Here is a 14,650-nt window from a genome sequence, read left to right on the forward strand (position 1 = left end):
CCCCCGACCTAGGAGCCGACCCCGTGAATCCCTCCCGCCCCGTCCTCGCCGCCACCGCCCTGCTCGCCACCACCCTCCTGGCCGCCTGCGGCTCCTCCGCCGACGGGGGAGCGACCGCCGCCGGAGGGGGCAAGGCCGACAAGGCCGAGGCGGTGCTCCGGCTCCCCGACCCCGGGAACAACGGCTTCCTCGCCCTGGGGAAGAAGGACGGCTCGCTCGACCGCGCCCTCGCGGCCGTGCACGCCAAGGTCGCCTGGACCGGCAGCGCCGGGCCCTTCGCCCCCGCCGCCCAGGCCCTCTCCGCCGACCAGCTCGACGTCGCCCAGGGCTCGATCACCTCCGCCGTCGCCGCGCTCGCCCAGAAGCCCGGCTTCAAGCTGTTCGCCCAGACCGCCCCCGACGGCGTCGGCGAAGGCATCCTGGTGAAGAACGGCTCGCCCATCAAGACCGTGCAGGACCTCGTCGGCCACAAGGTCGCCGTGAGCCAGGGCGGCACCAGCGAGTACCTGCTGCTCAAGGCACTGGAGAAGAACGGCATCCCGGCGGACAAGGTCGAGCGGGTCTATCTGCGCGCCGACCAGACGGCGGGCGTCTTCAACTCCGGGCAGGTGGACGCCTGGGCCACCTGGAACACCTTCTCCACCCCGTCGATCGCCAACTCGGGCGCGCACTTCCTGGTCAACGGGAAGGAGGTCGGCTCCGACAACTACGCCGTCTGGGCCGTCCGCAACGGCTTCGCCGACAAGCACCCCGAGGTGGTGAAGGCCTTCTACACCTATCTGCGGGAGAACGGCCTCAAGGAGAAGGCCGACCCGGCCGCGTACCTCAACGTCTTCACCGACTCCGGGCCGACCGCCGTCACCGCCGCCGAGAAGGACGTCGCCGTCGAGGTGACCCGCCAGGGCGCCGCCGCCGACGCCATCGGCGAGGCCGACATCGCCCGCTTCGGCACCGTCGCCGCGTTCTTCGCGGAGCAGAAGGTCACCAAGCAGCCGGTCGACGTCAAGCCCTATCTGATCGACCTCGGGACGCTCGGCGGTGGCGCCAAGTGACCACCGCCACCCAGGCGTCGGGCGTCGGCAGCACCGATCCGGAGACCGCCGCCGCCCGCGCCGCCGGACTGGTCGAACCGCGCACCCGCCGCCGGACCTCCCGCCCCCGCGCCCTCGCGCTGACCCTGCGCGCCCTCGGCCCGCTGGCCCTCCTCGGGGGCTGGGCCCTCGCCTCCGCCACCGGCGCGCTCACCCAGGACGTGCTCGCCTCGCCCGCCCAGGTCGCCGAGGCGGTCGGCGAACTGTGGGGCAACGGCCAACTCACCGACGCCCTCGGCGTCTCGCTCACCCGGGCCGGCCTCGGCCTGCTGATCGGCGCCGGCACCGGGCTGGTGCTGGGCGTCGTGACCGGCTTCTTCCGCCTCGGCGAGGAACTCCTCGACTCGGCGGTCCAGGTCCTGCGCACCGTCCCCTTCCTCGCCCTGGTCCCGCTGTTCATGGTCTGGTTCGGCATCACCGAGACCGCCAAGGTCGCGCTGATCGGTGTCGCCACCAGCTTCCCCATGTATGTGTCGACCTCCGGCGGGGTCCGCAACACCGACCCCAAGCTGATCGAGGCCATGCGCAGCTTCGGCCTCGGGCGCTGGGCGATCGTGCGCACCGTCGTCCTGCCCGGCGCCCTGCCCGCCCTCCTCTCCGGCCTGCGGCTCTCCATGACGCTCAGCGTGATCGCCCTGATCGCCGCCGAGGAGATCAACTCCACCGAGGGCATCGGCTACTTGATGGCCCAGGCGCAGAACTACTCCCGTACCGACATCCTCGCCGTCTGCATCCTGATCTACGGGGTCCTGGGGCTCCGCGCCGGTCGAACCGGCCGTCCATCTGCGCGGCCTGCGCCGGGTGTTCGGCACCCGGGCCGTCCTCGACGGAGTCGATCTCTCCATCGCCCGGGGCGAGTTCGTCGCGCTGCTCGGCGCCAGCGGCACCGGCAAGACCACCCTGCTGCGCATCCTCGGCGAGCTGGACCGGGCCGACGGCGGGACGGTCCTCGTCCCGCCGGTGCGGACGGTGGTCTTCCAGGAACCGCGGCTGGTCCCCTCGAAGCGGGTGCTCGCCAATGTCACCGTCGGCCTGCCGCGCGGTGCCGCCACCCGGGAGACCGGGCTGAAGGCGCTCGCCGAGGTCGGCCTCGACCGGCACGCCGACGCCTGGCCGGTCACCCTCTCCGGCGGCGAGGCGCAGCGCGCCGCACTCGCTCGGGCCCTGGTCCGGGCACCCCAACTGTTGCTGCTGGACGAACCGTTCGCCGCCCTGGACGCGCTCACCAGGCTGCGCATGCAGGACCTCGTGGGCGATCTGGTCCGCCGCCACCGGCCGGCCGTGCTGCTGGTCACCCATGACGTGGACGAGGCGGTGCGGCTCGCCGACCGGGTCGCCGTGCTCCGGGACGGCAAGCTGGTGCGTGACCAGCACGTGGGCGTCGCCCGCCCGCGCGACCCGGCCGACCCCGCCTTCGCCGAACTGCGCCGCCGGCTGCTCGCCGACCTCGGCGTCCACTGACACCGAGCGCCCCCTCGGCAACCGCCCCTGTCCCGAACCCCCCCTCTCCCGAACCCCCCTCGCCCCACCCGCACCACAGGAGTTGATCCCATGGCCATCACCCTCGGCGTCCACGCCAGCAATCCGTCCCTCTACTACCTCTCCCGACTCGACTACCTGGACGAGGAGTTGGCTCCGCTCGGGGAGACCGGAGAGTTCCACCACTACACCGACGGGACGCGCACCGGCGAGCTGCTGGCGGAGGGCGTGATCGACTTCGGCGGCACGGGCTCCACCCCGCCGGTGACCGCCCAGGCCGCCGGGCACGACCTGGTCTACGCGGCGGTGTCGGCACCCCGGCCCGACCACGGCGCGCTGCTGGTGAGCGCCGACGGGCCGGTGCGGTCGGTCGCGGACCTGAAGGGCGGCACCGTCGTCCTGGCCATCGGCTCCTGGCAGACCCACCTGCTCGCCAAGGCCCTGCACGCGGAGGGCCTCTCCTATGCGACCGATGTCACGGCCGTCCGCCCGGCGGCGGGGCAGGACCAGGCGCGGCGGCTGCGCGAGGGCGGGATCGCCGGCTGGATCGCCCAGGGCGCCGAACTCGCGGCCGCCCGGCGCGACGGCGGGTTCCGCGAGCTGGTCCGCACCGGCGAGGTCATCACCGACCGCTCGGTGTTCTTCACCCGGCGCGGCTTCGCCGTCGACCGGCCCGAGGTGGTCGCGGCGATCGTCACCGCCCTGCGCCGCGCGGACGCCTGGGTGGCCGCCCACCTGTCGGAGGCGGCCGCGATCGCCGCGGCGGACCTCGGCGGCAGCGCCGAGGACTGGCGGACCGCCCTGGCCGGGCTGCCGTGGCGGCTGGAGCCGGCGACCGCCGGGTTCGTCGCCGAGCAGCAGGAGGCGGCCGACATCTTCCACCGGGTCGGCTTCGTCGACCGCCGGGTGGTCGTCGCCGACGCCCATCTGCCCGCGCTGGAGGCCCCGGTGGCCGCCGCGGCCACGGACCCGACGGCCGTCACCGCCACCGCCGCCACCGCCGACACGGCCGTCACCGCCGACACCCGGGCGGTCTGACCGATGGCCTCCGAATTCCTCTGGTACATCATCCCGCGCGAGGGCCACTACCCCTGGGAGCCGGCCGGCCGCCGCCCGGTCGACCTCCGCTACCTCCAGCAACTCGCCGGCAGTGTCGAGCGGTTGGGCTACACCGGCGCGCTGCTGGCGACCGACCTGCACGATGTGTGGGACCTCGGCAACGCACTCGCCGCCGCCACCACCCCGGCGTTCAAGCCGCTGCTCGCCGTCCACCCCGGGCTGATCTCGCCCACCCTGCTGGCCAAGATGGCGCTCAGCTTCGACCACCTGCACGGCGGACGACTGCGCTTCAACGTGGTCAACGGCTCCACCGAGCAGCTGCGCGAGTACGGCCTGCACGTCGAGCACGACGACCGCTACCGCCTCAGCGCCGAGTACTGGTCGATCGTCAAGCGGCTCACCTCCGGCGAAGTCTTCGACCACAAGGGGGAGTTCTACGACCTCCGGAACGCCGGGGCGAGCCTGCGCGAGCTCACCCCGGTCCAGCCGGGCGGCATCCCGCTCTGGTTCGGCGGCAGTTCGGCAGCCGGGATCGAGATGGCCGCCCAGCACGTGGACGTCTACCTCACCTGGGGCGAACCGCCGCAGCAGCTCAAGGAGAAGCTCGACCTGGTCCGGGAGCGCGCCGCCGCGCACGGACGCACCCTGCGGATCGGCCTGCGGCTGCACCTGATCGTCCGCGACACCGAGGACGAGGCCTGGGCCGCCGCCGACCGGCTGCTCGACGTGACCAGCGAAGCCACCTACGCCCGCCAGCTGGGCGGGGCGCGCGGCGAGGACGGCATCGGCTGGCAGCGGCAGTTCCGGCAGCACGGCGGCAAGGTGCCGGCGCGGGCCCGGGAGTTGGAGGTCCACCCCAACCTGTGGCCCGGAATGAGCCTGTTCCGCCCCGGCCCGGGCACCGCCGTGGTCGGATCGACAGCCCAAGTGGTCGAGCGGCTCCAGGAGTTCGAGTCGCTCGGGGTGGACACCTTCATCCTCTCCGGCAATCCGCTGCTGGAGGAGGCCCACCGGGTCGCCGAGACGGTGCTACCGGCGCTGGGCGTCCAACGTCGGTAGGGCACCGGGAAGGAGGGGGAACGGCAGCGGCGAGGTCAGCGCCAGCTGCCGGGCGAAGCGGGCGACGGCCCGGAGGAGGTACATCCGCACGACGGGCTCCCGAGATCTCGAAGGACGCGTACGGACGGTCCCGTACACGCGGTCCAACGAGCGCGGTGCCCCGCCGGTCACGCATCGACCGGCGGGGCACCGCGGTGTCGCTCCGGGAGTGCCCGGTGGCTCGGCGCGCCTCAGCGGCTGAGCGCGTCGATCTCCGCGAGCTCCTCGTCCGTCAGCGGACCGCCCGCCAGCGCGTCGATGTTCTGGTCCAGCTGCCGGACGCTGCTGGCCCCGATGATCACCGACACCACCCGCTCGTCCCGCAGGACCCAGCTCAGCGCCAGCTGCGCCAGGGTCTGCCCGCGCCGCTCGGCCACCTTGTTCAGCGCCCGCAGCTGGTCCAGCTTGGCCCCGGTGAGCGCCTCCTCGCGGAGGAACTTGCCCACCGACATCCGCGACCCGCTCGGCACTTCGCCGGTGAGGTAGCGGTCCGTCAGCAGGCCCTGGGCGAGCGGCGAGTAGGCGATCAGGCTGGTACGGGTGTCGGCGACGGCGTCCAGCACGCCCTCGTCCTCGACGTAGCGGTTGAGGATCGAGTACGAGCACTGGTTCATCAGCACCGGCGTGCCCAGCTCGCGCAGGATCGCCACGGCCTCCCGGTGCTGCTCCGCCGGGTAGTTGGAGATGCCCGCGTACAGTGCCTTGCCGGACCGGACGGCCGAGTCCAGCGCGCCCATGGTCTCCTCGAGCGGGGTGTTCGCGTCGTAGCGGTGCGAGTAGAACACGTCCACGTAGTCGAGGCGCATCCGGTCCAGCGACTGGTCCAGGCTGGCCAGCAGGTACTTGCGGCTGCCGCCGTCGCCGTACGGGCCGGGCCACATGTCGTAGCCGGCCTTGGAGGCGATGAACAGCTGGTCCCGGTACGGGCGGAAGTCCTGCGCGAACAGGTGGCCGAAGTTGCGCTCGGCGCTGCCGTACGGCGGACCGTAGTTGTTGGCCAGGTCGAAGTGGGTGATGCCCCGGTCGAAGGCCCGGCGCAGCACCGCCCGCTGGACGTCCAGCGGCTGGGTGTCGCCGAAGTTGTGCCACAGGCCGAGTGAGACGGCCGGGAGCAGCACGCCGCTGCGGCCGGCCCGGCGGTAGGTCATCGAGGCATAGCGGTCTTCCGCGGCGAGGTAGCTCATGGCGGACATCCTGCCAGGTCGGGGTCGGCGGGCCGAGGGGCGTGCCGTGGGCGTCGGGAGCCGCACCCGGGTTGGCGGGGGCGGCCCTTGCCCGGAGTGCGGGCCGATGCCTATGCTCGCGGAAGATCGTGGATCGTGCGCGTGCGAGCGGAGGGGGCCGGAGCGATGTGCGTCCGTGCCGTCGACCTGCGCTGTTGTCGCCCCCGCAGCGCCGCGTGCTGAACGCCGGTTCCTGAACTCCCGACCGGCCCCGCGCGATCCGACCCTTCGGTGCTGCCCCTGCGCGAGCGGCCGACCGTGGGGCGCTCCGCCGGGCCGCCGCGCCGGCCGTCCGCCCACCGAGCGCCCCCAAGGAGACCGCCGTGCGGTTCATCGTCTCGTCCCTCGCGTCCAACGTGCCCGACCCCGTCACGGGTGTGCGGCGCACTCCGCACGAGAAGGTGCACAACATCATCGATCAGGCCGTCACTGCCGAACGTCTCGGCTTCGACGGCTACGGAGTGGGGGAGCGGCACGGCGAGCCGTTCCTGTCCCCGGCTCCGGCCGTGCTGCTGAGCGCCGTCGCCGCCCGCACCTCGGCGATCCGGCTGTTCACCACCGTGACCGTGCTGTCCGTCGTGGATCCGGTCCGGGCCGCGGAGGAGTACGCCCTCGTCGACCAGATCTCGGGCGGGCGCGTCGAGTTGATCATCGGCAAGGGCAACGACCCGCGCCTGTTCGAGCAGTTCGGCGTGGCGGAGGAGCGGCAGTGGGAGGCGCTCGCCGAGAACTACGGCCTGCTGCGCCGGCTCTGGCGGGAGGAGAAGGTGACCTGGGAGGGCGGCACCCGGCCGCCGTTGCACGCGGTCACCACCTGGCCCCGGCCCTATCAGGAGCCGATCCCGGTCTGGCACGGCAGCGCGACCAGCACGCTCTCCACCGACCTGGCCGCCCGTTACGGCGATCCGCTGTTCTCGGCCAACACCTCGCACCCGGTGGAGCAGTACAAGGCACTGGTGGACCACTACCGCGAGCGCTGGGAGCACTACGGCCACGACCCGAAGGACGCCCGGGTCGGCACCGGCTTCGGCGGACTGTTCGTCGCCCGGCGTTCGCAGGACGCGTTCGCCGGCTTCCGCCCGTACTGGGAGGCGATGGCGAGGTGGGCGGCGGGCCGGTGCAACGGCTCGACGTTCACCTCGCTGGAGGACGCCGTGGAGCGCGGTTCCCTGCTGGTCGGCAGTGTGGAGCAGGTGATCGAGAAGATCCACCGCTATCACGAGGCCTTCGGCAACGAGGTGGTGGGCATCGGTGTGGACCTGCTCACCGAGGGCGCCCAGCGCGAGCAGCTGGAGCTGTTCGCGGGCGAGGTCGCGCCGGTGATCCGGCGCGACCTGCCCTCCCGGCGGCCGTGATCGGCCTCGACGGGCCGCCGCTCCGCCGTCGGTGACGCACCGTGATCGACGGTGGCCGTGCGAGGTGATGAGCGCCACGGTCCGCCGGTGAGTGCCGCGGGGTGTTCCTGGGGACGACGATCACGCAGGGCCGTGGACCGCCGGGGGGCGGCCCACGGTCCACGGTCCATGGGCGTTCGAGCATTCGGGCGCTCGGGCAGGCTTCGGGATTCTGTACCTACTGGTATGTACAGTCAGCTGTACCAGTAGGTACAGTGACGGCCATGGCAACCCAGGACCGCCTCATCGAAACCACTCAGGAACTCCTCTGGGAGCGCGGCTACGTCGGCACCAGCCCCAAGGCCATCCAGCAGCGGGCGGGCGTCGGCCAGGGCAGCATGTACCACCACTTCGACGGCAAGTCCGACCTCGCCGCCGCGGCCCTGCGCCGCAGCGCCGAGCAGATGCGGGCCGTCGCGGAGGCCGATCTCGCCGGTCCCGGGACCGCCTACGAGCGGGTCGCCGCCTATCTGGGGCGTGAGCGCGACGCGCTGCGCGGATGCCGGATCGGCCGGATGGCCCAGGATCCGGACGTGGTCGCCGACCCCCGGCTGCGCGCGCCCGTCGAGGAGACCTTCGACTGGCTGCGCGGGCGGCTCGCCGCCGTGATCGCCGAAGGGCAGGCGAACGGCGAACTGCGGCCCGGGGCCGAGCCCGCCGACCTCGCCGCCGCAGTGGTCGCCGTGGTGCAGGGCGGCTATGTGCTCGCCCGCGCCGCCGACAGCGCCGAACCGTTCGAGCAGGCCGCCCGCGGCGCCCTCGCCCTGTTCGCCGCCCACCGCCGCGACTGAGCGGCAGCACATCCCCCGTCGCCCCACCCGGAGTCCGCCGTGCACGCGATGCAGTACGAGATCACCCTGCCCGCCGACTACGACATGAGCACCGTCCATCGGCGGATCGCCACCAAGGGCCGGCTGCTGGACAGTTGGCCCGGCCTCGGCCTCAAGGCGTACCTGGTGCGCGAACGCGGCCGCGACGGTTCGCCCGTCAACCAGTACGCGCCGTTCTACCTGTGGCACACCACCGAGGGCCTGAACGCCTTCCTCCTCGGCCCCGGATTCCGCACCCTCTGCGCGGACTTCGGCCGCCCCGCCGTCCGGCACTGGATCGGCGCCGGCCTCCGCCGGGGTCCGGCGGCCGACGGCTCGGCCGCTGCCGGTCAGGCCGCTGCCGGTCCGGCCGCAACCGGTCCGGCCGTCGTGCCCGGTCCTGTCGCCGCCACCAGGCTGACGGAACGGCTGCCGGAGGGCGCTGACCCGGCCGAGGCCGTCGAACGGGCCCTGACCGAGCTGCCCGACCACCCCGACCTGCACACCGCCGCCGTCGCCCTCGACCCGGCCCGCTGGGAACTGCTGCGGATCGCCCTGTGGCGCGCCGACGCCCCGGCCGGGGCGCCCGGCACCCGGTACCGCGCGCACCACCTCTCCAGCCCCGAACTCGACCGGCTGCCCGTCGGCCGCCACTGGTGAAAGGANAGTGAAAGGACCGTCCCGCCCCGTGAATCCGGCAGCCACCACCCCGACTCCGCCCGCCGACCGCTCCCTCGACGCGGGCCTGGTGCCCTCCCCGTTCGACCGGGCCGCCGGTCACGCCCTGCTCGCCGAACTGGCGGGCGAGCGGACCCGGTCCGGCACGCTCGGTCCGCTCGACGAGCTCGCGCCGGGCTTCGCGGACTGGATCGTCACCGCGCTCTTCGGCGGCACCTACCAGCGGCCCGGACTCGCCCTGCGGGACCGCCAGGTGGCCAACCTCGCGGCGCTCACCGCGCTCGGCGGCGTGGAGCCGCAACTCGCCGACCATGTGCGCAACAGCCTGCGGATCGGCCTGAGCAGGACTGAGGTCACCGAGGTCCTGGTCCACCTCGCGCCCTATGTCGGCGTGCCCAAGGCGCTGGCCGGACTGCGCGTCGCCGCCGCCGTCTTCACCGAGGCCGACCGGGCCGACGACACCGGCGAGGCCGCCCAGGAGGGCGCCGCCATCCCGGAGGCGCCCGGGACCGGGGGAGCGGCGGAATGAACACGCCCGTCCGCGCCGTCCGCACCGTCCTCGGCGACCTCGACCCGGCCGAACTCGGCGTCTGCGACGCCCACGACCACCTCTTCCTCCGCAGCCCCAGGCTCCCGGGGGAGGAACTGGACGACCCCGCCGCCGCCGAGTCGGTGCTGCGGGGCTTCGCGGCCGCCGGCGGCCGGGCCTTCGTGCAGTGGACGCCGGCCGGGATGGGGCGACGGGCCGACGCGCTGCCCGGACTCTCCCGGGCGACCGGGGTCCACCTGGTCGCGGCCACCGGGCTCCACCAGGCGGTCCACTACGATCCGGCGGAACTCGACCGGCGGTACGAGGGCCTGGCCGGCTTCTTCACCGCCGAGCTCACCACCGGGCTGCGGGGCGCTCCCGAGGGCGTCCGCGCCGGACTGATCAAGGTGGCGGGCGACTACCACGGCCTCGACCCGCACACCCGCCGGGTGATGGCGGCGGCCGCCGAGGCGCACCACGCCACCGGCGCGCCGATCGCCGTGCACCACGAACTCGGCACCGCCGCACCCGATGTCCTCGACCTGCTCTGCGAACGGTACGGCGTCCCGCCCGAGCGGGTGGTCCTCGGGCACCTCAACCGGTTCCCTGACCTCCGGCTGCACCGCGAACTCGCCGCGCGTGGCGCCTTCGTGGCCCTGGACGGCCCCTCGCGGGCCAACCACGCGACCGACCACCACCTCTTCGACACGGTGGCGGCCCTGGTCGAGGCGGGACACGGTGGCCAACTGCTCCTCGGCGGCGACACCACCACCCGTACCGCCCGTTCCGCCCCCGGGCCCACGCACCTCCTCACCGCCCTTGCGCCCCGGCTGGCCCGGGCGTTCGGCCCCGAGGTCCCGCACGGCATCCTCACCGCCAACCCGGCCCGGGCGTTCGCGGTGGAGTGGCGGGGGTGACCCCCGGCCCCCGATGACGCCCCCGACAGCGGCGAGGCCCCGGTCGTACTACCCGCAGGGCAGTACGACCGGGGCCCGGAGCCCGTCGGCGTCACATGTGGGTGCCGCCGTCGATCCGCAGCTCGGTCCCGGTGACGAAGGCACCGTCGTCCGAGGCGAGCATGGCGATCACACCGGCGACGGTCTCCGGCCCGGCGAAGCCCTGCCCGAGCGCGGGCGAGAGCTTGGCGAGGAGGCCGAGGTCAGCGTCCGCCGGCAGGCCCGGGTTGTTGGTCATGCCGCTGTCGATGCTGCCCGGCGCGACACACACCGCACGCAGCCCCTGCTTGGCGTACTCGGCGGCGATCGCGTGGGTGAACGACTGGATGCCGCCCTTGGTCGCGGCGTAGGCGGCCATGTAGGGGTGGGCGAAGGCGGCGGAGGTGGAGCTGAAGTTGACCACCACGCCCTTGCCACCGGCGAGCAGCGCGGGCAGCGCCTCCCGGGTCATCAGGAAGGTGCCGGTCAGGTTGACCGCCACGATCCTGTTCCAGAACTCCAGGCTGGTCTCGTGGGTGTGGGCGGAGCGCAGGATGCCGGCCGCGTTGACCAGGACGTCCAGTCCGCCGAGCGCGGCGACCGCCTCGGCCACGACGGTCCGTACGGCGGCCTCGTCCGACACGTCCAGCACCGTCGTGGTGAGGCGGTCGGCGGTGCCGTCGGCGGTGGCGCGGTCCAGGGTGGACTTCAGGCCGTCCTCGTTGACGTCGACGGCGACGACCCGGCCGCCCTCGGCGAGGATCCGGTGCACGGTGGCCCGGCCGATGCCCGAGCCGCCGCCGGTGATCAGGACGTTCCGTCCGTTGAAGCGCTCCATGGTGGTTCTCCGTTCCGTTCGTGGTCTCTCGACCTCGATGACACGGTACGCCTGAATGGCACGTCGTGCCAAAAAGCCTTGATGTGCCGTATCGACGTGAGGTGCCACCAATCCCTTCGTCCGCGTACGCTGAGCCCGTGACCGGACGTCCGACCCTGAACCAGCGCCGCCGCGAGAGCACCCGGCTGGAGATCGCCCAGGCCGCGGCCGAGCTGTTCGCCGCCCGCGGGGCGGAAGCGACCACCGCCGAGGAGATCGCCACCGCCTCGGGCATCTCGCTGCGCACCTTCTACCGCTACTTCTCGGAGAAGGAGGACGCCGTCGCCCCGCTGCTCGCGGCCGGCGGCGAACGCTGGGTGCGGCTGTTCACGGAGAGCGCGTCCGACCTGCCGGTCCGCGAGGCGCTGGAGCGTTCGGCGGCGGAGTCCCTGAACCCGTCCGACGCGCCCGCCGTCGAGGCCCTGCGCTGGACCCGCGACCTGCTGCGCGACCCCCGGCTGGCCACGGTCTGGCAGCGGGTGCACGCCGACTCCGAGGAGCGGCTGCGGGCCGCGATCACCGACCGCTGCCCGCCCGGCACCGACGTACTGGAGATCCGGCTCGCCGCTGCCGCCGCCACCGCCGCGATCCGGGTCGCACTGGAGCAGTGGGCACGCTCCGGCGCCCCGGCCACCGGCCCCGGTTCGCCGCGCGAACTCGGTGCCCGCTGCATGCGCGAACTCACCGCGGGCCTCGACCTGTGGACCCGCGTCAACTGACGTCGCCTCCGTCACCCGCTCCGCCGCAACAGCCCGCGCAGCCGCGGAACGCGGCGGACCGGGGCCCGAAGCACACCCCGGCGGCCCGCTTCTCCTCCTCAAGGCCGATGGCGTCACCGCTGGTCGGCGGGGGCGGCGGGCGCCCCGGAGCGGCTAGGCTGGGTGGTCGCGCCTCGGCGACGGTGCCCCACTGCGGACGGGGGAACCGGGGCGGCCCTCCCGGGTGTCCTTCCCCCGGGGGCGGGGGAGTACGAGGCGTGGGAGCAAATACGACATGGGTCTGACGAGCCACAAGGTGCTGGCACTGACCGTTCTGATCGCCGTCGCGGCGATGGTCGGGACGATCTGGCTGTGGCCGAGACTGTCGAAGCGGAGCTGGAAGGCCGTCCTCGGCCGGATCGGCGCCCTGCTCGTCACCCAGTTGGCCGTGCTCGCCGCGCTCGGCCTGGTCGCCAACAACTACTTCGCGTTCTACAGCAGCTGGGACGACCTGCTGGGCACCGGGGACAGCGGGCCGGTGGTGATCCACAACAAGGTGGACGCGTCCGGCCGGCTGCGCGTCGAGACCATCGGCCACGCCGAGGTGCAGGGCGGCGGGGCGCTCGGCCGCGACCGCGACAAGTCCGGCGAGATCCGCGAGGTCCGCATCGACGGCGCCACCACCCGCCTCTCCACCGAGGGGTACGTCTACCTGCCGCCGCAGTACTTCCAGCCCGAGTACGAGCAGAAGCAGTTCCCGGTCCTGGTCGTCAGCACCGGCTTCCCGGGCATCGCCAAGAACCTCGTCACCCGCCTCAACTACCCGGGCGCGGCGCTGAAGCTGCTTCAGGAGGGGCGGATGCAGCCGACGGTGCTGGTGCTGGTGCGCCCCTCGCCCGCGCTGCCGCAGGACACCGAGTGCGAGGACGTCCCGGGCGGTCCGCAGACCGACGCCTACTTCGCCAAGGACGTGCCCTCGGCGATCCAGGCCACCTACCGGGTCTCCGCCGACCCGCGGGCCTGGGCGTTCATGGGCAACTCCACCGGCGGCTACTGCGCGCTCAAGCTGGCGATGCGTCACCCCGACGTCTACCCGACCGCGGTCTCGCTCTCCGGCTACTACCAGGCGGCCGACGACCCGAGCACCGGCGACCTCTACAACGGCAGCGAACAGCGCCGCAACGAGGCCGACCTGATGTGGCGTCTCAAGAACCTGCCGCAGCCCGCGATCTCCGTGCTGCTGGCCGGCACCCGGGAGGGCGACGGCAACTACCGGCGCGAGACCGAGGCGTTCGTGGCCGCCGCGCACGGCCCGATGAAGGTCTCCTACAGCATGCTGGAGAGCGGCGGCCACAACTTCGAGACCTGGAGCAAGCTGCTCCCGTCCTCACTGGAGTGGATCTCCCAGCGCCTGACGGTCCCGGCCGCCAGTCCGTCGGCCTGACCCGACCGTCCGGGTGTCCGGCCGGGACCCGCGGGCGGGCGCTCGGGGCGCTCAGGCCACCTGCTCCAGGGTGCCGGTGTGCAGCTCGCCGACCCGGCCGCCCTCGCCCTCGTACGTCCAGAACGCGCGGACCGTCATCCGGGTCAGGTCCATGACGTGGCTCACGGTGATGCCGCTCACCTCGGTCCAGCTGACGAAGTAGAGCTGCGGGCCGACCTCGGCGACATGCAGGGAGACGTCCTCCCACTGGCCCGCCGATTCGCCGAGCCCCTCCCAGCGCAGCCGCTTGCCGTCGGCCGAGTACGCGTTGCGGAACGCCGCGCCGTTGTCGACCCGGAACAGGAAGGTACGGCCGGCGAAGGCGGGCAGGGACGCGGTCATGGTGGGGCGGGTCTCCTCGTCTCTGGACGTGCTGTCGTGGTGCTCGCTGCGACCCGGACGGTTCCGGACGCGGATGGATCTCCAACCTATCCGACCACCCCGCCTCCGTGGCGCACTTTCCCCGCCGGACCCGCCACCACGGCCACCACGGCCCCCCTGGAACCGTCGCCGGAGGCGCGGGGCGGCGGTGTGAGCTGCGCGACAACCGCCCCGGGAAGGTTGTCCGTGCGCGGACGGCCTGCCTAGCCTGCAGAGGCTTCCGCCACAGCGGAGCCCCGCCGTCGGGACGCCGAGTCCCGTCCACCCGCCGGCCGGCAATCGAGCACCACAGCGGACGGGAGCGGGGGACCCAGGTCAGTGCCCGGCCGCGCGCCAACCGTGCGCGTGTGTCGAGGCTAGGGGTGAAGCCGCTCTCCGGGCGGCCGGGCAACCTCGCGCCCGAACCCGACAGCTCACCTCGTAGGCGTCGCAGAGGACCACTGCCATGCCCACTGCCTCCCCGCAGCCCCCTCGGCCTGCCCGGAACCCGGGCCTCCCGGCCCGCCGCCCGGCCGCCCGCCACGCCCGTCCCTCCCACCGGGGCCGCACCGCGGTCCTCGCCGCGACCGGGGCGCTCGCCATCACCGGTGCCGGACTGCTCGGCCTTCCGGCCGTGACCGGCGCCCAGGCCGCCGCCCTGCCGACCGTCACCCAGGACAAGCTCGCCCCGGCCACGATGGTCGCGGGCAAGGCGACGGCCGCCTCGCTCACGCTGCACTCCTCGTCCTGCTTCACCGCGAAGACCGTCGGCGTCGGCATCCGCGACGCGGCCGGGCGCAACCTCGACTTCCCCGGCAACAGGAGCAACGTCCAGGTCTGCCCCGCCGGCCTGTCGATCACCACCGGCACCCGCACTCTGGCGGCCGGCACCTACACCCAGTTCGGCTTCTGGCAGGACAGCACCGGCGGCTGGCAC

General features: G+C 73.5%; 14 protein-coding genes, 2 pseudogenes and 1 riboswitch. Of the genes and pseudogenes, 13 read left to right on the forward strand and 3 right to left on the reverse strand.

The features are described from left to right. Positions 1-23: 23 nt before the first annotated feature. From VR45_RS24565 to VR45_RS24585, 5 genes and pseudogenes are all read left to right on the forward strand, one after another. Complete coding sequence (locus VR45_RS24565) at positions 24-1,052, forward strand: NrtA/SsuA/CpmA family ABC transporter substrate-binding protein (protein WP_045942000.1); 1,029 nt, start codon at positions 24-26, stop codon at positions 1,050-1,052. Positions 1,053-1,120: 68 nt separating this feature from the next. Next, a pseudogene (locus VR45_RS44440) lies at positions 1,121-1,849 on the forward strand (ABC transporter permease); the annotation flags it as partial. A gap of 43 nt (positions 1,850-1,892) precedes the next feature. Next, positions 1,893-2,552 (forward strand): ABC transporter ATP-binding protein, encoded by a 660-nt coding sequence (locus tag VR45_RS24575; protein ID WP_234326108.1) that lies wholly within the window; start codon positions 1,893-1,895, stop codon positions 2,550-2,552. 90 nt (positions 2,553-2,642) lie between these two features. Continuing rightward, a complete protein-coding gene (locus VR45_RS24580; RefSeq protein ID WP_045942003.1) occupies positions 2,643-3,608 on the forward strand; it encodes an ABC transporter substrate-binding protein in 966 nt (321 codons plus the stop codon). 3 nt (positions 3,609-3,611) lie between these two features. Continuing rightward, positions 3,612-4,688, forward strand: coding sequence for an LLM class flavin-dependent oxidoreductase (locus VR45_RS24585; RefSeq protein ID WP_045942004.1), 1,077 nt, complete (start codon positions 3,612-3,614; stop codon positions 4,686-4,688). 230 nt (positions 4,689-4,918) lie between these two features. Here VR45_RS24585 and mgrA read toward each other — a convergent pair whose 3' ends face one another. After that, on the reverse strand, positions 4,919-5,911 hold the full coding sequence (gene mgrA, locus VR45_RS24590; RefSeq protein ID WP_045942005.1) for an L-glyceraldehyde 3-phosphate reductase: 993 nt from the start codon (positions 5,909-5,911) through the stop codon (positions 4,919-4,921). 362 nt (positions 5,912-6,273) lie between these two features. Between mgrA and VR45_RS24595 the strand changes: the two genes are divergently transcribed. The 5 genes from VR45_RS24595 (at position 6,274) to VR45_RS24615 (ending at position 10,277) form a co-directional block, all read left to right on the forward strand. Beyond that, complete coding sequence (locus VR45_RS24595) at positions 6,274-7,305, forward strand: LLM class flavin-dependent oxidoreductase (RefSeq protein WP_045942006.1); 1,032 nt, start codon at positions 6,274-6,276, stop codon at positions 7,303-7,305. Positions 7,306-7,568: 263 nt separating this feature from the next. Further along, positions 7,569-8,135, forward strand: a complete 567-nt coding sequence (locus VR45_RS24600; RefSeq protein WP_045942007.1) for a TetR/AcrR family transcriptional regulator — start codon at positions 7,569-7,571, stop codon at positions 8,133-8,135. 39 nt (positions 8,136-8,174) lie between these two features. Beyond that, positions 8,175-8,813 carry a DUF4865 family protein gene (locus tag VR45_RS24605; protein WP_045942008.1) on the forward strand — a complete coding sequence of 213 codons (639 nt, stop codon included), beginning with the start codon at positions 8,175-8,177 and terminating at the stop codon, positions 8,811-8,813. 28 nt (positions 8,814-8,841) lie between these two features. After that, positions 8,842-9,360: a carboxymuconolactone decarboxylase family protein gene (locus VR45_RS24610; protein WP_234326110.1), complete on the forward strand. Its 519-nt coding sequence runs from the start codon at positions 8,842-8,844 to the stop codon at positions 9,358-9,360. Further along, positions 9,357-10,277: a phosphotriesterase gene (locus VR45_RS24615; RefSeq protein ID WP_045942009.1), complete on the forward strand. Its 921-nt coding sequence runs from the start codon at positions 9,357-9,359 to the stop codon at positions 10,275-10,277. The genes VR45_RS24610 and VR45_RS24615 overlap by 4 nt, the downstream gene beginning before the upstream one ends. A 91-nt stretch (positions 10,278-10,368) precedes the next feature. Here VR45_RS24615 and VR45_RS24620 read toward each other — a convergent pair whose 3' ends face one another. Further along, positions 10,369-11,133, reverse strand: a complete 765-nt coding sequence (locus VR45_RS24620) for an SDR family NAD(P)-dependent oxidoreductase (protein WP_045942010.1) — start codon at positions 11,131-11,133, stop codon at positions 10,369-10,371. A 137-nt stretch (positions 11,134-11,270) separates the two neighbouring features. Here VR45_RS24620 and VR45_RS24625 point away from each other — a divergent pair, with 137 nt between their 5' ends. Beyond that, positions 11,271-11,891, forward strand: a complete 621-nt coding sequence (locus tag VR45_RS24625) for a TetR family transcriptional regulator (protein ID WP_045942011.1) — start codon at positions 11,271-11,273, stop codon at positions 11,889-11,891. 274 nt (positions 11,892-12,165) lie between these two features. Then, a complete protein-coding gene (locus tag VR45_RS24630; protein WP_045942012.1) occupies positions 12,166-13,314 on the forward strand; it encodes an alpha/beta hydrolase-fold protein in 1,149 nt (382 codons plus the stop codon). Between the two features lie 51 nt (positions 13,315-13,365). Here the strand turns inward: VR45_RS24630 and VR45_RS24635 are convergent, their stop codons facing one another. Next, positions 13,366-13,695, reverse strand: coding sequence for a hypothetical protein (locus tag VR45_RS24635; protein ID WP_052709344.1), 330 nt, complete (start codon positions 13,693-13,695; stop codon positions 13,366-13,368). A 313-nt stretch (positions 13,696-14,008) separates the two neighbouring features. Further along, a riboswitch (cyclic di-AMP (ydaO/yuaA leader) is annotated at positions 14,009-14,176 on the forward strand. A gap of 3 nt (positions 14,177-14,179) precedes the next feature. Here VR45_RS24635 and VR45_RS47190 point away from each other — a divergent pair. Further along, positions 14,180-14,650: pseudogene (locus tag VR45_RS47190) on the forward strand (hypothetical protein); the annotation flags it as partial.

This window comes from Streptomyces sp. NRRL S-495 (assembly GCF_000966955.1).
In the GTDB taxonomy this organism is placed as follows: domain Bacteria; phylum Actinomycetota; class Actinomycetes; order Streptomycetales; family Streptomycetaceae; genus Kitasatospora; species Kitasatospora purpeofusca.